This is a genomic window from Thermodesulfitimonas autotrophica, from assembly GCF_003815015.1.
Taxonomy (GTDB): domain Bacteria; phylum Bacillota; class Desulfotomaculia; order Desulfotomaculales; family Ammonificaceae; genus Thermodesulfitimonas; species Thermodesulfitimonas autotrophica.
The window spans coordinates 168,464-190,623 of the sequence record NZ_RKRE01000002.1 but is presented as its reverse complement, the minus strand read 5'-3'; the positions used below and the strand labels follow the sequence as shown (position 1 = coordinate 190,623).

Annotated in this window: 21 protein-coding genes; 19 read left to right on the top strand and 2 right to left on the bottom strand. The window is 60.1% G+C overall.

Annotation, left to right across the window (positions count from 1 at the left end; all coding sequences use genetic code 11):
- Window positions 1–16: 16 nt before the first annotated feature.
- On the top strand, window positions 17–904 hold the full coding sequence (locus EDD75_RS04725) for a methylenetetrahydrofolate reductase (protein WP_123928828.1): 888 nt from the start codon (window positions 17–19) through the stop codon (window positions 902–904).
- On the opposite strand, the gene EDD75_RS04720 is transcribed toward EDD75_RS04725, so the two are convergent.
- Window positions 901–2,841: a sensor domain-containing diguanylate cyclase gene (locus EDD75_RS04720; protein ID WP_123928825.1), complete on the bottom strand. Its 1,941-nt coding sequence runs from the start codon at window positions 2,839–2,841 to the stop codon at window positions 901–903. The two genes, EDD75_RS04725 and EDD75_RS04720, sit on opposite strands and share 4 nt — an antisense overlap.
- A gap of 205 nt (window positions 2,842–3,046) precedes the next feature.
- On the opposite strand from EDD75_RS04720, the gene EDD75_RS04715 reads away from it, so the two are divergent.
- From EDD75_RS04715 to holA, 3 genes are read left to right on the top strand one after another with little or no spacing between them, the layout of a single operon-like run.
- Window positions 3,047–3,370: a nucleotide pyrophosphohydrolase gene (locus tag EDD75_RS04715; RefSeq protein WP_123928822.1), complete on the top strand. Its 324-nt coding sequence runs from the start codon at window positions 3,047–3,049 to the stop codon at window positions 3,368–3,370.
- 6 nt (window positions 3,371–3,376) lie between these two features.
- On the top strand, window positions 3,377–4,648 hold the full coding sequence (locus tag EDD75_RS04710) for a DUF1015 domain-containing protein (RefSeq protein WP_123928819.1): 1,272 nt from the start codon (window positions 3,377–3,379) through the stop codon (window positions 4,646–4,648).
- 25 nt (window positions 4,649–4,673) lie between these two features.
- Entirely contained in the window at window positions 4,674–5,666 is a 993-nt protein-coding gene (gene holA / locus EDD75_RS04705) for a DNA polymerase III subunit delta (RefSeq protein WP_123928816.1), read from the top strand.
- 90 nt (window positions 5,667–5,756) lie between these two features.
- Here the strand turns inward: holA and rpsT are convergent, their stop codons facing one another.
- Entirely contained in the window at window positions 5,757–6,023 is a 267-nt protein-coding gene (gene rpsT, locus EDD75_RS04700; RefSeq protein WP_123928813.1) for a 30S ribosomal protein S20, read from the bottom strand.
- A gap of 153 nt (window positions 6,024–6,176) precedes the next feature.
- Here rpsT and EDD75_RS04695 point away from each other — a divergent pair, with 153 nt between their 5' ends.
- The 15 genes from EDD75_RS04695 (at window position 6,177) to hemA (ending at window position 22,157) form a co-directional block, all read left to right on the top strand.
- A complete protein-coding gene (locus EDD75_RS04695; RefSeq protein ID WP_123928811.1) occupies window positions 6,177–6,524 on the top strand; it encodes a phage holin family protein in 348 nt (115 codons plus the stop codon).
- Window positions 6,525–6,749: 225 nt separating this feature from the next.
- A complete protein-coding gene (spoIIP, locus tag EDD75_RS04690; protein WP_170157717.1) occupies window positions 6,750–7,718 on the top strand; it encodes a stage II sporulation protein P in 969 nt (322 codons plus the stop codon).
- Window positions 7,719–7,958: 240 nt separating this feature from the next.
- Window positions 7,959–8,240: a hypothetical protein gene (locus tag EDD75_RS04685; RefSeq protein WP_123928805.1), complete on the top strand. Its 282-nt coding sequence runs from the start codon at window positions 7,959–7,961 to the stop codon at window positions 8,238–8,240.
- Window positions 8,241–8,394: 154 nt separating this feature from the next.
- Window positions 8,395–10,197 carry a translation elongation factor 4 gene (gene lepA / locus EDD75_RS04680; protein WP_123928802.1) on the top strand — a complete coding sequence of 601 codons (1,803 nt, stop codon included), beginning with the start codon at window positions 8,395–8,397 and terminating at the stop codon, window positions 10,195–10,197.
- Entirely contained in the window at window positions 10,194–11,330 is a 1,137-nt protein-coding gene (hemW, locus tag EDD75_RS04675; protein WP_123928799.1) for a radical SAM family heme chaperone HemW, read from the top strand. Before lepA ends, hemW begins: the two co-directional genes overlap by 4 nt.
- Before the next feature lie 140 nt (window positions 11,331–11,470).
- The gene (gene hrcA / locus EDD75_RS04670; RefSeq protein ID WP_123928796.1) at window positions 11,471–12,496 is read left to right on the top strand and encodes a heat-inducible transcriptional repressor HrcA; all 1,026 of its coding nucleotides are present in this window, start codon (window positions 11,471–11,473) and stop codon (window positions 12,494–12,496) included.
- Between the two features lie 30 nt (window positions 12,497–12,526).
- Window positions 12,527–14,098: a TCP-1/cpn60 chaperonin family protein gene (locus tag EDD75_RS04665; protein ID WP_123928793.1), complete on the top strand. Its 1,572-nt coding sequence runs from the start codon at window positions 12,527–12,529 to the stop codon at window positions 14,096–14,098.
- On the top strand, window positions 14,088–14,726 hold the full coding sequence (gene grpE, locus EDD75_RS04660) for a nucleotide exchange factor GrpE (protein ID WP_170157716.1): 639 nt from the start codon (window positions 14,088–14,090) through the stop codon (window positions 14,724–14,726). The genes EDD75_RS04665 and grpE overlap by 11 nt, the downstream gene beginning before the upstream one ends.
- Window positions 14,727–14,815: 89 nt before the next feature.
- Window positions 14,816–16,627, top strand: a complete 1,812-nt coding sequence (gene dnaK / locus EDD75_RS04655) for a molecular chaperone DnaK (protein ID WP_123928787.1) — start codon at window positions 14,816–14,818, stop codon at window positions 16,625–16,627.
- A gap of 121 nt (window positions 16,628–16,748) precedes the next feature.
- Complete coding sequence (gene dnaJ, locus EDD75_RS04650; protein ID WP_123928784.1) at window positions 16,749–17,885, top strand: molecular chaperone DnaJ; 1,137 nt, start codon at window positions 16,749–16,751, stop codon at window positions 17,883–17,885.
- Between the two features lie 252 nt (window positions 17,886–18,137).
- The gene (locus EDD75_RS04645) at window positions 18,138–18,437 is read left to right on the top strand and encodes a DUF5665 domain-containing protein (protein WP_245963076.1); all 300 of its coding nucleotides are present in this window, start codon (window positions 18,138–18,140) and stop codon (window positions 18,435–18,437) included.
- A gap of 23 nt (window positions 18,438–18,460) precedes the next feature.
- A complete protein-coding gene (locus EDD75_RS04640) occupies window positions 18,461–19,090 on the top strand; it encodes a TraR/DksA C4-type zinc finger protein (protein ID WP_123928778.1) in 630 nt (209 codons plus the stop codon).
- Window positions 19,091–19,177: 87 nt separating this feature from the next.
- The gene (locus EDD75_RS04635) at window positions 19,178–20,143 is read left to right on the top strand and encodes a polyprenyl synthetase family protein (RefSeq protein ID WP_123928775.1); all 966 of its coding nucleotides are present in this window, start codon (window positions 19,178–19,180) and stop codon (window positions 20,141–20,143) included.
- A 96-nt stretch (window positions 20,144–20,239) separates the two neighbouring features.
- On the top strand, window positions 20,240–20,890 hold the full coding sequence (locus tag EDD75_RS04630) for a precorrin-2 dehydrogenase/sirohydrochlorin ferrochelatase family protein (protein WP_170157715.1): 651 nt from the start codon (window positions 20,240–20,242) through the stop codon (window positions 20,888–20,890).
- Window positions 20,844–22,157, top strand: a complete 1,314-nt coding sequence (gene hemA, locus EDD75_RS04625; protein ID WP_123928769.1) for a glutamyl-tRNA reductase — start codon at window positions 20,844–20,846, stop codon at window positions 22,155–22,157. The genes EDD75_RS04630 and hemA overlap by 47 nt, the downstream gene beginning before the upstream one ends.
- Window positions 22,158–22,160 lie beyond the last annotated feature (3 nt).

Genomic DNA, 22,160 nt, shown 5'->3' with positions numbered 1-22,160 from the left:
GTAAGGAGAATCGGAGATGGCCGTATCGAAATTCCAAGAGGTTCTAAATTCCGGTAAGTTTGTGGTTACCTGCGAGATCGGTCCGCCGAAAGGGACCAACCTCGATAAAATGCAGCACCATATCGACCTGCTAAAATACCGGGTGGATGCGCTCAACGTGACCGACCACCAGAGCTCGGTGATGCGTTTTCCGTCGCTTGGGGGTTGTTTAGCCATTAAAGAGCGGGGCGGGGAGCCGATTTTGCAGATGACCTGCCGGGACCGCAACCGGCTGGCATTGCAGGCCGACCTTCTTTTCGCTTACACGCGGGGCATTCGCAATGTGCTCTGCCTAACCGGTGACGCCGTTGTAATCGGCGACCACAAGGGGGCGAAAGGGGTTTTCGACCTCGACTCGGTCCAGTTGCTTAGGGCCATCCGCCAGCTCGAGACAGGCGAAGACCTGGGCGGGAACAAGCTCGACGGTGCGGTTGAGTTTTGCGCGGGCGCTGTGGTCTGCCCGGAAGCGGACCCGATCGAACCGCAGCTCATCAAGTTCGAGAAGAAGGTTGAAGCCGGCGCCGAATTCTTCCAGACCCAGGGCGTTTACGACCTCGAAAAGTTCGCGAAGTTTATGGAGTTTGCCCGCCAGTTCCCCGTGAAAATTTTGGCCGGGATTATTCTGCTTACTTCGGTCGGCATGGCGAAATATATGAACGCGAACATTCCTGGTATTTGCGTGCCGCAGTATCTGATCGACGAACTGGCTGCTGCGGGGAAGGGAGGGGCGCTCCGGAAAGGGATCGAGATCGCGGGGCGGATGATTGCTACCATCAAGAAAGAGAGGCTCTGCGACGGCGTCCACATCATGGCCATCGGCCGGGAAGAGTTGGTGCTTGAGATCCTCGAGGCGGCGGGGATTTAAGCTGTCTGCACCAGACCCCGCCAAACCGTCCGGTTTCTCCCGAGGCGCTTTGCCGTGTAAAGGTTGTTATCGGCTATCAGGAGCAGGTCCTGCACCGTCTGCGCATCGTCGGGATAGACGGCAACCCCGATGCTCACGGTGGGTAAGGGTTCTTTTTGCCCTGCGGCTTCAAGCCGCTTCCGCAGCCTTTCGGCTACGGTTATGGCGGCACGAGCGTCGGCTTCGACCACCAACACTACGAATTCCTCGCCCCCGTAGCGGGCCGGCGTGTCTGTCTCCCGGATGCTCTGCCTGATGAGGGCGCTAACCTTGCGGAGGCATTCGTCGCCTGCGAGATGGCCAAACGTATCGTTATAGTCCTTAAAGTGGTCTACGTCAAAAAGCAAAACCGCGCATTTCCCGTTATAACGCTTACACCGCTTAAGTTCCGTATCCAGGACCGCAAAGAACTTGTGCCGGTTGTAAAGTCCGGTTAAAGCGTCGTGTTCGGCCATGCTCTTAACCTTCTGGTAGAGCCGGGCGTTTTCTACCGCCACGCCGATTTGGTTGCCCACCGCCTCGAGCACGCTTCGTTCCGGCTCGGTGAGTTCCATTTTGCTCCGGTGAAAGAGCACCAGCGCGCCGCGGAGTTCGTCCTGGTGCTTCAGGGGAACCACCACGCCGGAGGCAAAGCCTCCGACGGTGCAGGTTTCGAGATCGGAGCGGCGGAAGATTTCCCGGGCGTCGAAAAACACGAGTTCTTCTCTTAACCGGAGAGGGTTGTTTTCGGCGTCATCTCTGGTCCCTAAGCTTTTTGCCACGTGGGCGGCACAGTCATCGGGCAGGCCTCTTTGGGCTGCCAGCGAGTAAGATTCGTTCTCTTCGCGCAGGTAAACGGCCCCCGCATCCCAGTTGGCTACTTCCGTAACTTTGGCCAGAACTTCCTGGAGGACCAGCTCTATCTCGAGCGAGCGGGTAAGGACCTCCGCGACCGTGTTGAGGGTAAGAAGCCGTTGGTGGCTCTTCTCGATTTCGCGGTTTTTGCGCGCCATTTCGTTGATGAGCAGGGAGTTCTCTATGGTTATTGCTAACTGGCCCGCGAGTTGCTGGGCGAGGGGGAAGTCTTTTTCCGCGTACTTACCCTTCTCCCGGCTGTAGAAGCAGAGCCCGCCGATAACGCCCCGTTTGGTGAGCAGGGGCACGAGGAGCAGGGAACGCAGCCCTGCTGCGGTGAGACTCTGGGCCTCGTTGAGTTCCGGGACCAAGGTGAGGTCCTCGATTACTTCCGGCTGGCCCCCTTCGAGTCGCGCCTGGAGGATAAGATCGCTGGGATCTTCCGCCTCCTTGGCTTCGACTGGGGTGCCGTCCCGCATGAAGGCGAGGACGTTCAGCCGGTTATCTTCCTTGACTAGGACCTTCATCCAATCGAAGTCGATCAGTCCCTTAATCAGGTGGTGGAGGGCGTCATAGAATTCCCGGCTTTCGAGGCCGGAGGTGATGAGCCAGTTAAGGGTGGTGATGACTTCGAGGAAACGCCACTGCGCCAGCATCTCCTGCCGCGCCGCAAGGTTTGCCAGCGCCAGGCCGATGACCCCTGCGAGACCGGAGATCCCGGCCGCACGGGCTTCAGGGTTTTCTCCCGCTTCGACTACCAGCACCCCGATTTCCTGGTGGGCGTAGGTTATGGGTACCGCGAGCCGGCCTTCCGCTTCGACTGGCTCTCCCTTCTTGATTGCCCGCCCGGGGAGGCCGGCATCGCCGAGCGGGAGGTTCTTTTCCTGCAAGTGTTTTCCTGTGAGGCAGAGGAGCACGCCCTCGCTCCGGTTTACCAGGTAAACGTCGGCCGTCGGGGAGCCGGTGGCGGCACAGACCGCCGCGGCGATCAGTTGCCCGACACGGAGCGGGTCTTCCGTCGTAGCGAGCTTGGTGGCTAAGAGGGTAAACTCGGTTTCGCTCATACGCAACACCTGACTGTAAAAGGCACTCTTTAATAAGATCGAACCGAAGGCGAAACTTTTAACCCCTTCCCGGAAAAAGTTAACGGGCAATGTTGGTCTCGGAAGCTTCAAACCTGCCCGGCCCAGTATATGGCCCACTTTTTTCTTTGCGGGGGCAGTAATTTGTGCTAAAATTTTGCTGATATTTTGTCGGGGGTTGAGGCCTATGGATCTCCGGGAGGTACAGGCTGAGGTTGACGCCTGGATCGGCCAGTTTGCGGAGGGTTACTGGCATCCCCTGAGCATCCTCGCTCGTCTTATCGAGGAGGTCGGGGAACTTGCCCGGGAGCTCAACCACCGCTACGGCGAGAAGCCCAAGAAACCGGATGAGCCGCCGGGCGATATCGCCTTGGAGATCGGTGACATCCTCTTCATTCTCGCCTGCTACGCCAACTCGCTGGGCATCGACCTGGCGGATGCTTTTCGGAAGACGATGGCCAAATACCGCCAGCGCGACAGCCAGCGCTGGACAAGGAAAGCGGAGGTATAGCGCTGCGTGGCAACTCTCACACCAATCAGGGGCTGGCGTTACGACCCCCGCAGCGGCGATCTGGCGGCGGTGATCACGCCCCCTTACGATGTAATCGACGCGGCGGCCCAGCGCGAGTATTACGCCCGTCACCCCTATAACATCATCCGGCTGGAATACGGGCTCACCTTTCCTGACGATGACGCGGGCAACAACCGCTATACCCGCGCTGCAGCGACTTTCCGGAAGTGGCGGGAGGAAGGAGTCTTAACCAATGAGGATCGCCCCGCCTTTTACTTCTACGAACAGACCTTTTACCTCTCCGGCGTGCCGCGGACCCGCAGCGGGTTTTTTTGCGGGCTTAAATTGGAGCCGTACGGGAAGAATATCTTTCCGCACGAGGAGACGCTACCGGCGGCAAAGGCCGACCGCCTGGAGCTTCTCCGCGCCTGTAAGGCCAACTTTTCACCTATTTTTGGCCTCTACGCGGACCCTGAAGGTCTTCTTGCGGCTATTTTCGCGCGGCGCGGGCAACCTGTCTATGACTTCACGGACGGCGACGGACAGCGTCACCGGCTCTGGGTGATCCAGGACGAGCCGGTCATTGCCGCCGTTACCGATTTTTTTGCCAGCCGGCGCGTTTACATCGCTGACGGCCACCACCGGTTTGAGACAGCGCTCCAGTACGCCCGCGAGCGCCGGGCGGCGGCGAACCCGACCGGCGTGCAGCCGTATGATTTTATCCTGGCCTTGCTGGTAAACATCTACGACCCGGGCCTGGTAATCCTGCCCACGCACCGTCTGGTCAGGGTAACGCCCGCCTTCGATCTGGAGGCTTTTCTCACCGCGGTGGCGGAATTCTTCACTGTGGTGGAGACACGAAGGGACCGGGTGGCGCAGGCGGCAGGGCGGTACGTTTTCGGTCTTTACACCCGGGAGGGGCGGGCTTTCCACCTGCGGTTGAAGGAGGGGCTTGATCCGGCCGGGGTCTTGCCGGGCCCCGGGTCACCTGCCTGGAAGCGCCTGGAGGTTGCGGTGCTGCACGCCCTAATTCTCGAGCGGCTCCTCGGTATTGATGCGGCGGAATGTCGTGCCGGCACCAGGGTAAGCTACACGCACGACGCCACGGCGGCCTGCCGGTTAGTTGACGGCGGTAGCTGGGATATGGCTTTCTTTCTTCGTGCCCCTGAGGTGGCCGAAATGGTGGCGGTGGCAGAGGCTGGCGAGCGGATGCCCCAGAAGTCAACTTACTTTTACCCCAAGGTTCCGACCGGTCTCGTGCTCTACGCGTTGGAGTAAAACCCCTATCCGGGGGGCCAGGAGAATGCAATATTTCCTCGATCTGGTTGCAGCGATAGAAAAAGGGGAAATCCTGCCGGTATACCTTTTTTACGGTCCGGAGGTGTACCTGCAGCGCGAGGCGGTGCGGCGCTTCCGCGCGGCCCTGGTGGGAGAGAATGCGCTCAATTACGAAGTGGTTGACGGGGAGGAGGTGCCGCCGCGTGAAGTGGCGGCCATGGCGAACACGCTTCCCCTCTTTGCTGTCCGACGGCTGGTAGTGGTAAAGAACGCCCCTTACTTCGGTACCGGAAAGGAAGACCCGGCCCTGCTCGCCTACCTCCGGCAGCCGAATCCCGCCACTTGCCTGATCTTCTGCACCGCCGGCACGGTACAGAAAGCGGGTGCCTTCAAATTGGTGCAGAAACAGGGGAAAGCGGTTGAGTTTAGCTACCTTGCGCCCGAAGACCTGAAAAAATGGTTTCAGAAAAAGGCGCGGCAGGCGGGGAAAAGCCTCGAACCGGCCGCGGCGGAGATGCTGCTTGCGGCCGGGCGGGACCTGACGGTTCTGTACAACGAGATAGAAAAAGTGCTCGCCTATACGGGAGACAGACCGGTGGTGACCGCCGCCGACGTGCAGGCGGTGCTCGTGCCGACCAGCGAGGAAACGGTCTTTGCGGCCATCGATGCCTTCGGGGAGCGGCGTTACCCTGAAGCGCTGAAGAAGATCCGGGCGCTCTTGGAGCGCGAAGCTCAGGGGGTCGTCTTCTCCCTGCTCGCCCGCCAGTTGCGTCTGATAATGCTGGCGCAGGATCTCTCTTTTCCCGGCCGGCAGGAGAACTTAGCGCAGGCGCTCAACATCCATCCTTTCGTAGCGCGGAAGGTGGCGGCGCAGGCCCGGCGTTTCCCGCGCGTCGAGATAGAGGAACTCTTCTGGTCCCTGCTCGAACTGGACGCCGCGGTGAAATCGGGACGGGAGGAGTTCCTGCCGGGCCTTGAGCGTCGCTTGCTTCTGAGGGGCTGGCGAAAGGTACCGTAAATGTATAAAGCCACCTGACACCATTAGTCCAGGCGGCGTTTTTGCGGTAGAAATATTTACGGCGGGAAAAGATGACAGCCGCTTTATCTTCTATCCGGCAAGGCGGTTTTTGTTGAACTTCTTCATCAGGCGCGATTTCTTCCGCGCGGCCGTATTCTTATGGATGATCCCCTTGCTCCAGGCCTTGTCTATTGCCCGCAGCGCAAACCGGAGCTTCTCTTCCACGTCGGCCTCACCGGCTGCCAGGGCCTTTTCGAACTTCTTAATCGCGGTGCGGAGCCAGGACCGCAAACTGGCGTTCCTAAGGGTCCGTTTTTGAATCTGGCGCAGCCTCTTGAGCGACGACTTCTTGGCCAACCTTGCACCTCCTTGCCTGCGTTTTGACTTTGCAGCAGCATTTTACCATGCTGCCGGTCTGCTTGCAAGCCCGAAGTTTTGCGGCGGTTAAGGAATAACTTTCCCTTTTCTGGTCAATGATATCTTCAAACGCGTGAAAGGGGGTGAACGAAGGTGGAACGTCAGACGTGGATCGGTGCGGCTGTCAGGTTTGTTGTTTCGGCCATTGTCCTGATGGTCGTGAGCTGGATCTCCCCGGGCTTTGTAGTAAAAGGCGGTTTTCTCGGGGCCCTGATCGCCGCAGCGGTGATCACGATTCTAGGCTACATCGCCGAAACTTTACTCGGTGACCGGATTTCACCGCAAAGCCGCGGTCTGGTGGGTTTCATTACGGCTGCCGTGGTGATTTACCTGGCGCAGTTCATAATCCCTGGGCTCCTAAGCGTTAGCATCATCGGGGCTTTGATCGCGGCCTTTATCATCGGTCTTATCGACGCTTTTGTCCCCACGATGCTGCGCTAGCCGGGGAACGGCGACTGTCGGGGGCGGCCTATCCGGCCGCCCGCAACGTTAATCACGCACCGTTTTCTTCCTGCCGGTCTTGTCTCCTTCCGGGGGGCATATCATTTCCCTAAAAAGTATCCTGCCGCTACGCGGGGCGCGGACAAGCGCATTCTATTTCCGTGATGATAGGCTTATGGTTAGCGGATTCTCTATGACGGCGCGTTTTTGCGAGGGGGGCTTTTATTGCGGCGCGGGCTTTGGTCTCTCCTGCTCGTAGTGGCGGTGGTTGGGGGTTGCTTCCTCTGGCCCCGCATTGCGGGGGCAGGAGCGGGTTTGGTGCGGGGCCTGTGGTCGCCGGAGCAGATCGTGGGCTCCTGTTTGCCGCCGTTATCTAGGGGGCAAGGCCTTCTTTGGCCCCGGTTTCTGCTTACAGCGGGGAAGGCGCTGAGCGGGGTAGAGCCGACGCAGGCCGGCTTCCTGCGGTCGGTCTTGCCTGCGGTGCTGTGTCCCGGGAAAAAAGAAACCGCATCTGTGGTGGTGGCATCTCCCCATACGTTTTCCCAGGCCGCGCCGGAAAAAAATGGTTCTGCGCCGCTGGTAGGCATATACAACACCCATACCGGTGAAACTTACGCGCCAGACGACGGGGTGGAGCGGGTAGTGGGACGGGGAAAGGTGGTAGAGGTGGCGGGAATCCTGGCGGAAGGGCTTAGGCGGCGGGACATCAGGGTGTTGCGGTCAGAGAGGATTCACGATGCTTGTTACGCGACCTCTTACCTTGAATCGGCGAAAACGGTACGGGAGATGATTTACGCGGCGCCGGAGATCGCCGCCCTTTTTGATATCCACCGGGATTCGCGCCAGCCCCGGGGCGTGGCCACCGCCAAAATAAATGGGAAGGAAGTGGCGCGGGTCCTCATCGTAGTGGGGTCCGATAAGCGGCAGCCTTTCCCGACCTGGCGCGAAAACCTGGCCTTCGCCCGCCGGATAGCGGCGCACGCCCAACAGCTTTACCCGGGCCTGTGTGCGGGGGTCCGGGTGAAGGAAGGGCGCTACAACCAGTTTCTTCACCCGCACGCGCTGCTGATAGAAATTGGCGGGGTTAATAACACCTTTGCGGAAGCGGCAGCGGCGGCGGCGCTTTTTGCGGACGTCTTAGCGGACGTCCTTTGGGAGGAATATGCGGGCGAGGATAAGCCGGCGTCCCCCTGAGTCCCGGATGGTGTATGCGGGACTTCCTTCCGGAGGATAATATTTCCGAGAGGATATCCGAACCGGGGCCCGCACCAACGGAACGATAAGTATAGGCGGCGTTGCCTGTTTCCAGCTCCAAGCGAACACTTGAACCGTGCGGTTTATTAAACTCGGGCGACGACGAGCAGCGGAGGCGGGTCTGCGGCCACGGACGGCCGCCGGTGTTGGTAATAATTGGGCTTTTCGAGGAAATAGGATATGGGGAAGCGATGGTTTTTGCTGGTTATCGTGGCGCTTATGGGTGTCACTTTAGGGGTTGATCACTGCCTCGGGGCGTTAAATAGGGCGCTCGGGCCGGAAAGGGCGGTGCGTGCGCTCGGTTTTACCGTCCTGTCTGAAACCGCGTACCGCATAGAATTCATGAATGTCCGTTATACCCTTCGTCTTTCCGCGCCGCCCAAACGTCTTGCGGCAACGTGTGCCCGGAGGGCCGTTCCGGCCCTTTCCCGCCTGGAGCGCTACTTCAGTTTCCGGCCGTGAAAACCCGTCTCCTGCGCCCTGACCGCGGCCGGTTGCTGCGCTCTTGTGGTATAATAAATAGGCAGCGCTCGGGGGGCGGAAGGGGCTTCCCGGGCGCGGCTAAATTTTGACCTTGCCGGTTGCCGGTTATTTCCGACAGGCTGGAGGAGATGTGGTGGCGAAGGAGCAGATCCGGAACTTCTGCATTATTGCCCATATCGACCACGGGAAGTCCACCCTGGCCGACCGTCTGTTAGAGTATACGGGGGCGATCGCGCCGCGGGAGATGGTGGAGCAGGTCCTCGACCAGATGGAGATCGAGCGGGAGCGGGGTATCACCATTAAGGCCCAGGCTGTCCGGCTCAACTACCGCGCCCGGGACGGCCGGGAGTACCAGCTTAACCTGATCGACACGCCCGGCCACGTGGACTTTTCCTACGAGGTTTCCCGCAGCCTGGCCGCCTGTGAGGGGGCTCTCCTTGTTGTTGACGCGACCCAGGGAATCGAGGCGCAGACGCTGGCCAACACCTACCAGGCGCTCGAGCACGACCTGGTTCTGGTGCCGGTGATCAACAAGATCGACCTCCCGAGCGCCGACCCGGACCGGGTCCGGCGCGAGATCGAGACGGCGATCGGGCTGGACGGGTCCGGGGCGCTGTTAGTGTCGGCTAAATACGGGACCGGCATTGAGGATGTCCTAGAGGCGATTGTAAGGGAGATACCACCGCCGGAGGGGAATGAAGAAGGACCGCTGCGGGCGCTGGTCTTCGACTCCCATTACGATCCGTATAAAGGCGTTATCGCCTACGTCCGGGTGGTGGACGGGAGCATCCGCCCGGGGATGGTGATCCGGATGATGGCCACCGGTAAAGAGTACGAGGTGGCCGAGGTGGGCACCTTCCGGCCGCAGCTTGCTCCGGTCGAAGCGCTCAAAACGGGGGAAGTCGGCTTTGTGGCGGCGCAGATTAAAAACGTCCGGGACTGCCGGGTTGGCGATACGATTACGGAGGCGAAGCGCCCGGCGCAGGAGCCGCTCCCCGGCTACCGCGCGGTGAAACCAATGGTCTTTTGCGGCCTTTATCCGGTGGAGAGTGCGGACTACGGCCGGCTGCGGGAAGCGCTCGATAAGCTGCGTCTCAACGATGCGGCCCTCTTCTACGAGCCGGAGACCTCTGCTGCGCTGGGGTTCGGCTTTCGCTGCGGGTTTCTGGGACTGCTGCACATGGAGATCGTGCAGGAGCGTCTGGAGCGGGAGTACGACCTGAAACTCATCACCACGGCGCCGAACGTTATCTACCGGGTGCTCCGGAAAGACGGCCGCGTGGTAGAGGTGGAAAACCCGGCGGAACTGCCCCCGGCCGGGGAGATCGAAGCGATCGAGGAACCTTTTGTCCGCGCCACCATCATGCTACCGAAGGATTACATCGGTGCGGTAATGGAGCTATGCAACGGTCGGCGCGGCAGCTTCAAGAATATGGAGTACGTGGGGGAAAGCCGGGTCATCCTGACCTACGAACTTCCCTTGGCGGAAATCATTTACGATTTCTTTGACCGTCTGAAATCGGTGAGCCGTGGGTACGCCTCGCTGGACTACGAATTTTTAGGTTATCGGCCAGCCGATGTGGTGCGGGTTGATATCCTGGTTGGCGGCGAGTTAGTTGACGCCTTATCTTTTATCGTCCACCGGGAGCGGGCCTACCAGCGCGGGCGCCAGCTTGTAGAGCGGCTACGGGAGCTCATCCCGCGGCATCTTTTCGAGATTCCGGTGCAGGCGGCGGTAGGAGGCCGGGTGATCGCCAGGGAGACGATTAGGGCGCTTCGGAAGGATGTGCTCGCTAAGTGTTACGGTGGTGACGTTACCAGGAAGAAAAAGCTGCTGGAGAAACAGAAAGAAGGCAAGAAGCGGATGAAGCAGGTGGGTAACGTGGAGATTCCGCAGGAGGCCTTCCTGGCTGTGTTGCGGGTGAATGATAAGTGAGCGCCCTCGGGCTCTACATCCACGTCCCCTTCTGCCGGCGAAAATGTAACTACTGCGATTTCGTCTCTTACCCTTACGACGCCGCGGCTGCCAGCCGCTACCTGCAAACGCTGGCGCAAGAGATACGCCTCCGGGCGGCGCGGCTGGGCGGTAAAGCCGCTATCGGAAGCATCTATTTAGGCGGCGGTACCCCCACTTGCCTGGGGGCGGCGGCGATAGAAAGCATCTTTGAGTTTGTTGCCCGCCACTTCACGGTCCTGCCGGGGACGGAGATTACGGTTGAGGCCAATCCGGAGACCCTAAACCCTGAGCTTTTGCGGGCGCTCCACCTGGCCGGGGTGAACCGCCTGAGCATCGGGATGCAGGCGGCGAATGATACGGAGCTGCGGTTTTTGGGGCGGGGACATACGTTCCGCAGGGTGGTGGAGGCGGTCGAATGGGCGCGCAGGGCCGGGTTTACCAACCTTAACCTCGACCTGATTTTCGGTCTTCCCGGACAAAGACTTAAGGATTGGGAAAAGACGCTTAAAGAGGCGCTTGCTCTCGGCCCCGAGCATATTTCGGCCTACGACTTGGAAATTCACCCTGAAACGCCACTTGGCCGGGCGGTAGCGGCCGGCGCGTACGCGTGCTGCCCTGAGGAAGAGGCGCGGGAAATGTACCTGATGGCGATAGACTGCCTGACGGCAGCAGGTTACAGGCACTACGAGATTTCCAATTTCGCCCTGCCCGGCAAGGAATGCCGGCACAACCGCCTCTACTGGGTGGGGGAACCGTACCTCGGGCTCGGACCGGCGGCCCACTCTTACCTTGAACACCGCCGGTGGGCAAACGTAGCGGCGCTTCAAGACTACTGCGATCTGGTAGCGGGAGGAAAGCTGCCGGTGGCGGAGGAGCACGCGCTCACACCCGCGGAAGAGATGTCGGAGGCGCTCTTTTTGGGCTTGCGCCTTACGGCGGGCGTCTCGCTTTCGGGTTTTGCGGCGCGTTTCGGGCGCCGGCCGGAAGCGGTCTACGGGCGGGAAATTTCCCGGTTGGTGGCGCAGGGGCTCCTTTGCCGGGAAGGGGATCTTTTGCGGTTGACCCGGACGGCCTTGCCGGTGGCCAATGTTGTTTTTGCGGCGTTTGTATAATTTGCGCCGGAGTGCTGCTGATTTGGGAATTAATGGTTGTTCTATCGGCCACAGCCTTGACAATTATGTTTCCCGGTGCTATCTTTAAAAAAGAACCTTTAGCACTCGCTGTATTTGAGTGCTAACAGGGGGCGGTTCCGATGCTCGACGAAAGGAAAGAAAGGATTTTAGCAGCTGTTGTGGAGGATTTCATCGATACGGCCGAGCCGATAGGCTCGCGGACCATTGCCCGGAAGTACGGGCTGGGGATCAGCCCGGCGACCATCCGGAACGAAATGGCGGATCTTGAGGAGATGGGTTATTTGAAGCAGCCCCATACGTCGGCGGGGCGCATCCCTTCGGAGCGGGGCTACCGCTATTACGTCGACCACCTGATGGAGCCGGAGGAGCCGGGGGAAGAGGAAAAGGAGCTTCTGCGTAGTTACATCAGCACCAAATCAAGGGAGATTGCCGGGGTCATCCGCCAGACCGGCCAAATTCTCTCGCAACTTACGAGTTACGCGGCGATTGCTACGGCACCGTGCGGGAAGAGTATGTACCGGCATATCCAGCTCGTCCCCTTCGGCGTCGGGCAGGCGATGGTCTTGGTGGTTCTCGCTTCGGGAGATGTTTTCCACCGGTTGATCCCGGTTCCCGAAGGGATTACCGCTTACGATTTGGAGGCGCTTTCCCGGGTACTTAACGCCAAGTTGCGGGGGCTTACGGTTAGAGACATTAAACTCACCCTGTTGAAAGAGATTTACGCGGAACTTTCACACTATAAGAGCGTTCTCGATTGGACTTTCGAGCTCATTCAGGAGGCGTTGCAGGTTAAAGAGGAACGGATTTACCAGGGCGGCATCCACGGCATCCTGACCCAGCCCGAGTTCAGGGATGTGAGCCGGCTTCAGACACTACTGGGGCTTTTAGACCAGGAGGATTTTCTCTGCGACCTGCTGACCTCCCAGAGCGAGGAACAGGGCCTGAGCATCCGGATCGGTGAGGAGTTTAACCGTCCGGATATCCGGGAACTCAGCATGGTCGCGGTGACCTACCGGATAGACGATAAGATGCGGGGTGTGCTGGCGGTGCTCGGCCCCACCCGGATGCGCTACCGCCGGGTAGCGGGAATCTTACGGTACGTGGCCGAGAGTCTTTCGGCAGAGCTGGTCAAGTTTTTCCGGTAAGAGTCTTAGCAGGGCAGGAGGATCGGTTAGGTGAGCTTAAAGCAGCAGGCAACGACGGGTTCAGAAGTCAACGAGCGCCTGGCGGCCCTCATTTCCAACACCAACGCCATTCGGGCCGTGGCCGCCGCGGTGGAGGGGACGTTAGGGCCGAAGGGCCTCGACACGATGCTGGTCGACCGCTTCGGCGAGGTAATTATCACCAACGACGGGGTGACCATTCTCACCACCATGGAAGCGACCCACCCGGCGGCGAAAATGGTGATTAACGTTGCCAAGGCTCAGGATGAGGAGGTAGGCGACGGTACCACCACGACTACGGTGATGGCCGGGGCAATGGTTGGTGCCGGGCTCGAAAAAGTGCTAAAAGGCGTACCCGTGGCGCGGGTGATCGAAGGGCTGCGGCAGGGCGTCAGCTTTGCGGTCGACGTGATGCGCCAGCAAGCCAGCGAGCTTAGGGACCTTGACGACCCCCGCCTGCGCGCCGTAGCCCTGGTGGCTGGGAGGGGGAACGAAGACATCGCCGACCTGGTGGTGAAAGCAGCCCGCCTCGTCGGCAGGGAGGAGCTTCTAAAACCGGCTTTCCGGCTGGCCGACCTTGTGGTGGCCGAGGAAGGGGCGGAGAACCAGGTTTTTGAAGGGGTAATCATCAGCAAAGAGCGGCTGAACCGGCAGATGCCCGAGCACCTCACCGGAGCGAAGGTGCTGGTCGTCGACGATGCCCTGGAGCCGGAAGAGTTGGAGGAGGAGGCCCTGGGGACGGAAGCGGGGTTTACCCGCTACCTGGCGTTGCAGGAAGAGTTTAAACAGAATATCCGCAAGCTTATCGAGATGGGGGTCAAGTTGGTTCTGGTCGACCGTGGCGTGGCGGATGTGGCAGAGGAGATGCTCACCGATGCGGGTGTGATGGTCATTCAGCGGGTGTTACAGAAAGAATTACGCCGCGCGGCGGAACACACCGGAGCCAGAATGATTAAGCGGACGGGGCTGAAGAAGGAGCCTGGGGAGCTCGCCCGGTACTTAGGCTTTGCGGGCGAGGTTTACGATGACGAGCGCCTGGAACAGGTCTGGATCCGGGCGGGTGGCGGCAAACCGATGGCTACGATTGTTGTCGGCGCCGCGACGGCGGAGGTTGTCGGCGAGCGGGAGCGGATCGCCAAGGACGCGGCGGCGGCCGTGCAGGCGGCGGTCAAGGGGGGTGTTGTCCCGGGGGGCGGGGCGTTGGAGATTGCCGTTGCCCGGGAAGTGGAAAAGATGCGCGGCCGCGTCCGGGGAATGGCTGCCTACGGCGTCGATTGCGTGGTCGAAGCCCTGAAACGGCCCCTGGCGCAGATCGTCGCTAATGCTGGTTTTAATCCGTTAGAAAAGGTCGGCGACGTGGTCGCGGCACAGGTGGCGCGGCGGAAAAACTCCCTTGCGGTTGATTGCGATACGGGCGAGGTAAAGGATATGCTCCAGGCGGGAATCCTTGACCCGGCGCTGGTCAAGATCCACGCCCTGAAAGCTGCCGGGGAGATCGCGGAGGCGATCCTCCGGATCGATACGATAATCCGGAAGCGGGATGAGAAGCAGGAAAGCGGGGATCAGGTCAAAGATGCCGGATAAAGAAAGGGAAGAAAAAAGGGTTAACGGGGAAGCCGCCGCTCCTGCGGCGGTGACCGGCGCAGAAACCGACGCAGAAGCGCCGGCGGTGGAGGAAAGCTTGCCGGAGCGAGAGGCCGCCCAGGACCTGGGGGAGGCGCCGGAGACGCTATCCCCCGAGGACCGGGTACGCGCACTCGAGGCGGCCTTAAGTACAGCCGAGGCGAAAGCGGCGGAGTATTACCAGCAGCTTTTGCGGCTGCGGGCCGATTTTGAAAACCTGCGGCGCCGCGTAAACAAGGAGCGCGAGGAGTTCCTTCATTTTGCCGGTGAGGCGCTGGTGACCGCGCTTCTGCCGGTACTCGACGATTTTGAGCGGGCCTTGCAATCGCCGGGTGAACAGGTGGCCGATTTTCTATCTGGTGTCAACATGATCTACCGGCGGCTCAGCGAAATCCTCGCGCGCGAGGGGTTGGAACCGATCCCTGCGGTTGGCCAGGAGTTTGATCCCAGCCGCCACGAGGCGGTGGCCTACGAAGCGGGTGAAGATGGCCCGCGGCACACGGTTGTCGAGGAGTTCCGGCGCGGCTATATGTTCCGGGGTAAGGTTATCCGGCCGGCGCTGGTGAAGGTGAGTAGAGAAAAAGAGTAGGGCGTTTTATAGCGCCCAGTTTATAGAGTGGTTTCTACGGCACCACGAAAGATGAAAATGGTATTTCCGAAGGAGGGTGAAGGGTTTCTATGGAAAAAATTCTGGGGATCGACCTGGGAACTACTAACTCCTGTATGGCCATCATGGAGGGTGGCGAGCCCGTTGTGATTCCGAATGCCGAAGGCGGGCGGACGACCCCTTCGGTGGTTGCTTTCTCGAAGACGGGAGAGCTTTTAGTCGGACAGGTGGCGAAGCGCCAGGCGGTAGTGAACCCGGAGCGAACGGTAATGTCGATCAAGCGGCATATGGGTTCGAACTACCGGGTAAAGATTGATGATAAGGAATATACGCCGCAGCAGATTTCCGCCTTCATCCTGCAGAAACTTAAGGCGGACGCCGAGGCCTACCTCGGGGAGAAAATAACCAAGGCGGTCATTACCGTGCCGGCCTACTTCGACGACGCGCAACGCCAGGCAACAAAGGATGCCGGACGTATCGCGGGGCTCGAGGTGCTGCGGATTATCAACGAGCCGACCGCCGCGGCGCTGGCCTACGGCCTCGATAAAGAAGCGACCCAAACGATCCTGGTCTTCGACCTGGGCGGTGGTACCTTTGACGTTTCCATCCTCGAGATCGGCGAGGGGGTTTTCGAGGTCAAGGCAACGAGCGGGAACAACCGCCTTGGCGGCGATGACTTCGACCAGCGGATCATCGATTACTTGGTGGCCGAGTTTAAGAAGGAGACGGGTATTGACCTTTCCACCGACCGCATGGCGATGCAGCGGCTGAAAGAGGCGGCGGAGAAGGCGAAGATCGAGCTCTCGGGCGTCACCGCAACTAACATCAACCTGCCGTTCATCACGGCAGACGCGACCGGCCCGAAGCACCTCGACCTGACGCTGACCCGGGCTAAGTTCGAAGAACTGACGGCGGACCTGGTGGAGAAAACGATGGGGCCGACGCGTCAGGCGCTTCAGGATGCGGGGCTGGGTCCCGAGCAAATTGATAAGATCCTCCTGGTAGGCGGCGCGACGCGGATGCCGTGTGTGCAGGAGGCTGTCCGCCGCTTTTTCGGGAAGGAGCCTCATAAGGGGATCAACCCGGACGAGTGCGTGGCGATCGGCGCGGCAATTCAGGCCGGCGTCTTGGCAGGCGAGGTGCGGGACGTGGTACTGCTCGACGTGACGCCGCTTTCGCTCGGCATCGAGACTCTCGGCGGCGTTTTCACCAAGATCATCGAGCGTAACACCACCATTCCCGTCCGGCGCAGCCAGGTTTTCACCACCGCGGCCGATAACCAGACTTCGGTGGAGATTCACGTTCTCCAGGGGGAGCGGCCGATGGCGGCCGATAACAAGAGCCTCGGGCGTTTCCACCTGATCGGTATCCCGCCGGCGCCGCGCGGGGTGCCGCAGATCGAGGTTACTTTCGATATCGACGTTAACGGTATCGTTAACGTTTCGGCCAAGGATTTGGGTACCGGCAAGGCGCAGAGCATCACGATCACCGGCTCCACCCGGCTTTCCGAGGAGGAGATCCAGCGGATGGTGAAGGATGCGGAGCGCCACGCCGAGGAAGACCGGAAGCGCAAGGAAGCGGCAGAACTCAAAAACCAGGCCGAGACGATGGTTTACCAGGCGGAGAAGGTATTGAAGGACTTCCGGGAAAAGGCGGATAAGTCCCAGGTGGAACGGCTCGAAGCGGCGGTGAAGGAGCTAAAGGAAGCGCTGGCAGGGAACGACGCGGCGCTCATCAAGCAAAAGTTAGAGGCTTTAACTGAGCCGCTCCATACCCTGACGGCGGAGATGTACCGGCAGGCGGCGAGTTCTGCGTCAAACCAGACGACTGGCGGCCCCGGGCAGGGTGGCCGGACGATGGATGCGGACTACGAGGTGAAGTAGTGCCGGATATTTGCCTGCCGCGGCGGGAATATTTCAGGTTACGCGGGGGCTCCTTTACGCGCCCCGGATAGTTTTTCCCGGATGGTAGGTGCTGACTTTTTTTTGAGAAGGTGCGGGTTTTATGGCTAAGCGTGATTACTACGAGGTTCTCGGGGTTTCGCGCAACGCGACCCAGGAAGAGATAAAGAAGGCCTACCGCCGGCTTGCGCGGCAGTACCACCCGGATGCGAACCCCGACAAAAAAGAGGAGGCGGCGGAAAAGTTCCGGGAGATCACCGAGGCTTACGCGGTGCTTTCGGACCCGGAGAAGCGGGCGCAGTACGACCGCTTTGGCCACGCCGGGCCCGAAGGGCAGGGCTTTGGTTTTGACTTCCGGAATTTTGATTTCCGGGACCTGGGCTTTGACTTCGGTTTCGGAGATCTCTTCGAGGCCTTCTTCGGTGGGGGGCGGCGCCGGCACGGGCCGCAGCGCGGGGCGGACCTCGAAACGCAGCTCGAGCTTTCGTTCCGGGAAGCGGTTTTCGGCGCGGAGAAGGAGGTCAGGGTGCCGCGAACCGAACGTTGCGGCACGTGCGGCGGTTCGGGTGCCGCTCCCGGGACCGCGCCGGAACGCTGTGCGGCTTGCAATGGTACTGGTCAGGTGAGCTTTAGCCGCGCCACGCCCTTCGGTCAGTTCATCCAGACCCGGACCTGCGACCGCTGTGGCGGGAGCGGCCAGTTTATCCCGCAGCCGTGCCGTGACTGCAACGGCAGCGGCTATGTCCAGCGGGTGCGTAAGGTTAAGGTGAAGGTTCCTGCGGGCGTAGATAACGGCTTCCGCCTCCGGCTCCGGGGCGAGGGCGAGGCCGGTGCGCGCGGTGGCCCGCCGGGCGACCTTTACGTTTATATCCGGGTGCGTCCCGACCCGGTTTTCCGGCGGGAGGGTGACGACCTTATTTACGAAGCCGCCATTTCCTTCCCGCAGGCGGCTCTCGGGGCGGAGATTGAGGTGCCCACCCTCGAGGGAACGACCCGGCTGAAGGTTCAGGAAGGGACACAATCCGGTACCGTGGTAAGGCTTAAGGGTAAAGGTGTTCCGAATCCTTACGGCCACGGCCGGGGCGACCTCATCGTGCGGCTCAAAGTTGTAACCCCAACCCGGCTTACCGAGCGCCAGAAAGAGCTCTTACGTGAGTTTGCCCGGCTTTCGGGTGACGAGGTGGCAAAAGGTGATAAGGAGAAAGGTTTTTTTGAAAAGGTCCGGGACGCCTTTATGTAAGCGCGGGCGTGATTGGCAGGTAGCGTAATTATAGAATTTTCGCTAAAGGCAGCCGTAAGGCTGTCTTTAAATTTTAGCGGGGGCAGCACCTTTTATTTTGCCGGGGGCAGGGTTAAATTAAGAACGGGGTAGGGAGAATGGGGCAGTGCGTCCGGGGCCGGTAGCAAAACGACAGGCAAAAGGGCGGGAATGTCTGCTGTCCGGTGGACAGCGGCCCAACCCGGCATCCGGGAGGCAGGGGGGTGAGTTCTGGTGGCGGTTGCGGAAGACAAGGCGGTCATTCGGTTACTCACAGAGAAGATCGAACGGCTGAGCGTAGCGATGGAAAAGATGCGCCTGGCCGAGTACGTCCACCTGCTCGAGCACCCCTGGCGGCTGATGTACATCAACCTCATCGCCGGTATCGCGCGGGGTGTTGGCATCGCCATTGGGTTTACGATTCTGGGAGCGGTCCTCGTTTACGTGTTGCGAAACTTGGTGGCGGCCAACCTTCCCGGAATCGGCAGGTTTATTGCTGAAGTCGTGCGGATGGTGGAGCTTCATCTGTACTGAATGAAGAAGGAGGCGTGTAGCGCGTGGATGCGGGGTTGCAGGATTACTTCCGGGAGCGGTTGCACCGCGACCGGGAAGAGCTAAAACGGCGTATTGCGGGCATTGAAGACGAGGGTCTGGCGCTGCCGATGCGGGACGCGATCGGCGAGCTTTCTCTTTACGACAACCACCCGGCAGATGTAGCCAGCGAACTCTTCGAGCGCTCCAAGGACCTATCCTTGAAAGAGGATGCGGCGCTGAAGCTGCGGGCGATTGAGGATGCGCTGGCGAAGATGGCGGCAGGGCGTTACGGCTTCTGCGACGCGTGCGGTGCGCCGATCCCTCTGGAAAGGCTCGAGGCGGTTCCCTACACGACGATGTGTGCCTCCTGCAAGGAAAAACAGGAAAGCCAGGGGGGGCTGCGGCGAAGGCCGGTGGAGGAGGAGCTCTTGAAGCATCCCTGGGCGCGCCCCGGCGATGAGAGTGTGATTTACGACCGGGAAGATGCCTGGCAGGACGTAGCGCAACACGGCCTTTCTACGGAAACGGAGCCGCTGGAAGAGGAGAACCGGGGTTCGGTCACGGATGTTGACGACCTTGCCTACTACAAGAGCAATGGGGCATACTACCAGAATTTCCGCCTTTACAGGGGTAAGCCCCGTGGCGGCCGGTAAGGGGAGCATTTTTTTCGGGGCGGGGAGGATTTTGGCGTAGGAAGAAGAATTTCAATCTTAGCAATGCAGGGAACGCACGGAGCAGTAATGTTTGATTTTTTTTGCGAAATAAGGGATGACCTGTCGTATGTTGAGGCAGAGCTCAAAAGGGTAGTCGGGGAGTTCGACGGCGTTCTCGGGGAAGCGGCGACACATCTTTGCAACGCGGGAGGAAAGCGGCTGCGACCCGCCTTCGCGCTTTTAAGCGGTCATTTCGGCCGCTACGAACTGGAGAAGGTGGCTCCGTTAGCGGTGGCCGTGGAGCTTATCCATATGGCAACACTGGTGCATGACGACGTGGTTGACGGGGCCGCCGTGCGGCGCGGCCGCCCCACGGTCCAGAGGCTTTGGGGGAACAGGGTGGCCATCCGCGCGGGCGATACCATCTTCGCGAAGGCTATCGAGTTAGTGGCGGGTTATCCGGAACCGGTGGTCAGCCGGAAATTGGCGGCGACCTGCATGCGGGTCTGCACCGGTGAGTTTGCCCAGGCGGAGGCCTGCTTTAACCCCCGCCAGACGTTGCGCGGTTATTTCTGGCGGATTCGCAGCAAAACAGCCTACCTTATCGCCGCCGCGGCCGAGCTTGGGGCGGTGGTTTGCGGTGCGCCGCGGTTTATCAGCCGGGAGTTAGGGCGGTACGGCCTGGCGGTCGGGATGGCTTTTCAGGTTGTTGATGACGTCCTGGATATAGTGGCGGACGAGCGTGTGCTCGGGAAAGCAACCGGAGGTGACATCCGGGAGGGGATCGCTACGCTCCCGGTGATTTATGTCCTCCGCCGCAGCAAAAAATACCACCGGCGCCTGTTAGAGATCCTTTGCGCCCGGGAGAAAAGCGATGCGGAGATTAAAGAGGCGATCACGATCATTCAGGAGGAAGGGGGCGTAGCCTACAGCCTGGAGGTGGCGCGGCGGTTTGTAAGGAGGGCGCAGGAGGCACTGCGGATTCTGCCGGATATTCCGACGCGAGACAAACTCGGCGCCATTGCGGAGTTTGTGGTTGCCCGTCAGTTTTGATAAATTCCCGGTTAAAAAGCCGGGCGCGGTATTTTATAATAAAAGGGTAAATTTGCGCGCCAAGCGGAACGCTTGGCGCCGGGGAGTCTACAAGGCTTGCTCTACCCTGCTTTTATTAAACTCGAAAACCGGCAGTGTCTGGTAGTAGGAGGCGGAAAGGTCGCCGCGCGGAAGGTTAAGATGTTGCTTATGTGCGGCGCAAAGGTCCGGGTGGTGAGCCCCCAGGTGGTTGAGGAGCTCGCTGCCCTGGCTGCGGTGGGAGAGATCGAATGGGTCCGGCGCGGCTTTGTGGCAGGCGATACGGCGGGTGCCTTCCTGGTGGTAAGCGCAACCGATGACCGGGAAGTGAACGGCCAGGTGGCCCGGGAGTGTGCGGCCGGGAATATTTTGCTCAATGTGGTCGACCAGCCTGAATTTTGCAGCTTCTACGTCCCTTCGGTCATCCGCCGGGGGGAGCTTACGGTAGCCATATCGACGGGAGGCAAGAGTCCTCTTCTCGCGCGAAAGCTAAGAGAAAAACTCGAAAAAGTTTTCCCGCCGGCTTATGGTGAATTCCTAGAGTACCTTGGCTCCCTGCGGCGGGAGATTATCAGCCGGTATCCTGCGGCAAAGGAAGAGGTGCTCGATAAGATTGTTACGCCGGAAGTCTTTAGTGCCCTCGAGAAAAACGATGTTGCTGCGGCCAAGGAGTTGGTAAAGGGTGTTTACGATCGTTATCGGTCTGAACCACCGGACGGCGCCAGTTGAGGTGCGGGAGCGGCTTTCCTTCTCGAACGAGCAGGCGCGAGAGTTTCTCACCAAGCTGCGGAGTAAGCCTGGAGTCTCCGCGGTTGTTCTCCTCTCCACCTGTAACCGTACCGAGTTTTATATGTTTTTCACGAACGAGATCGCCCGGACGGCCGTCATTGAGGTTCTCTGCCGGCGGGCGGGGCTTGAGTTTTCGGAATTGAAGCGTTATCTCTACGTTTATACGGAGAACGACTGCGTCCGCCACCTTTTCCGGGTGGCGGCCGGGCTTGATTCGATGGTTCTCGGCGAGACGCAGATCCTTGGTCAGGTAAAGGACGCCTATCAGTTGGCGCTGGAAGCTGGGACCACAGGGGGTTACTTCAACGCCCTTTTCCAGCAAGCACTGGCTGTGGGTAAGAGGGTGCGCACCGAGACGGGCATCGACAAGAACCCGGTTTCGGTGAGCTATGCTGCAGTGGAACTGGCCAAGCAGAACTTAGGGAGTATTGAGGGGCGGAACGTCTTAGTCGTCGGTGCAGGAAAGATGAGCGAGCTTACGGTGAAGCACCTTATCGCCAACGGGGTAACCGGGGTGATTGTTTCCAATCGTTCGTTTGAGCGGGCCGAGGAGCTGGCCTCCCGTTTTGGGGGACGGGCCGTCCGGTTTGACGAGCTCTACCGGTGGATGGAAAGGGCGGATATCGTCATTAGCTGTACGGGAGCGAGTCATTACGTGATCCATGCCCGGGAAATGGCCGAGGTGATGGCGAAACGGCGCGGGGCGAAGATTTTTATGATCGATATCGCGGTTCCCAGGGACGTCGAACCCGCGGTCGCGACCCTGCCGGGGATAGTGCTCTTCGATATCGATGCGCTGCAGGGAGTAGTCGACGGTAACCTTGCCGAAAGGCAAAGGATTGCGGCGGAAGCGGAAAGAATAATCGAGGAAGAGGTTGAGGGCTTTCGCCGCCGGCAGGCGGAGCAGGCGGTGATTCCTACCGTTGTAGCCCTTAAGAAGCTCGGCGAGGAGATAAAGCAGAAAGAGTTGCGCCGGGCCTTCAACCGTCTCGGTGACCTTTCCGATTACGAGCGCCGGGTGATTATGTCCCTGGCCAACAGCATCGCCAACCAGTTGCTGCACGAGCCTGTCCGGCGCTTGAAGGATCTGGCGTTAACCTCCCAGGGGCTTTTTTACGCCGAGGCGGTGCAGGAGCTCTTCAAACTCGACCTTAAAGAAAACTCCGCCCAGGAAGAACTCCCCGCGGCGGCGAAGGGGAAGGGATAGGAT

What these genes read in the sequence shown, in the direction of transcription:
- hrcA (WP_123928796.1), top strand. Translation starts at nt 11,471, where the DNA reads ATGCTCGACGAAAGGAAAGAAAGGATTTTAGCAGCTGTTGTGGAGGAT.
- dnaJ (WP_123928784.1), top strand. Translation starts at nt 16,749, where the DNA reads ATGGCTAAGCGTGATTACTACGAGGTTCTCGGGGTTTCGCGCAACGCG.
- dnaK (WP_123928787.1), top strand. Translation starts at nt 14,816, where the DNA reads ATGGAAAAAATTCTGGGGATCGACCTGGGAACTACTAACTCCTGTATG.
- EDD75_RS04715 (WP_123928822.1), top strand. Translation starts at nt 3,047, where the DNA reads ATGGATCTCCGGGAGGTACAGGCTGAGGTTGACGCCTGGATCGGCCAG.
- EDD75_RS04725 (WP_123928828.1), top strand. Translation starts at nt 17, where the DNA reads ATGGCCGTATCGAAATTCCAAGAGGTTCTAAATTCCGGTAAGTTTGTG.
- holA (WP_123928816.1), top strand. Translation starts at nt 4,674, where the DNA reads ATGCAATATTTCCTCGATCTGGTTGCAGCGATAGAAAAAGGGGAAATC.
- EDD75_RS04685 (WP_123928805.1), top strand. Translation starts at nt 7,959, where the DNA reads ATGGGGAAGCGATGGTTTTTGCTGGTTATCGTGGCGCTTATGGGTGTC.
- EDD75_RS04635 (WP_123928775.1), top strand. Translation starts at nt 19,178, where the DNA reads ATGTTTGATTTTTTTTGCGAAATAAGGGATGACCTGTCGTATGTTGAG.
- grpE (WP_170157716.1), top strand. Translation starts at nt 14,088, where the DNA reads ATGCCGGATAAAGAAAGGGAAGAAAAAAGGGTTAACGGGGAAGCCGCC.
- EDD75_RS04720 (WP_123928825.1), bottom strand. Translation starts at nt 2,841, where the DNA reads ATGAGCGAAACCGAGTTTACCCTCTTAGCCACCAAGCTCGCTACGACG.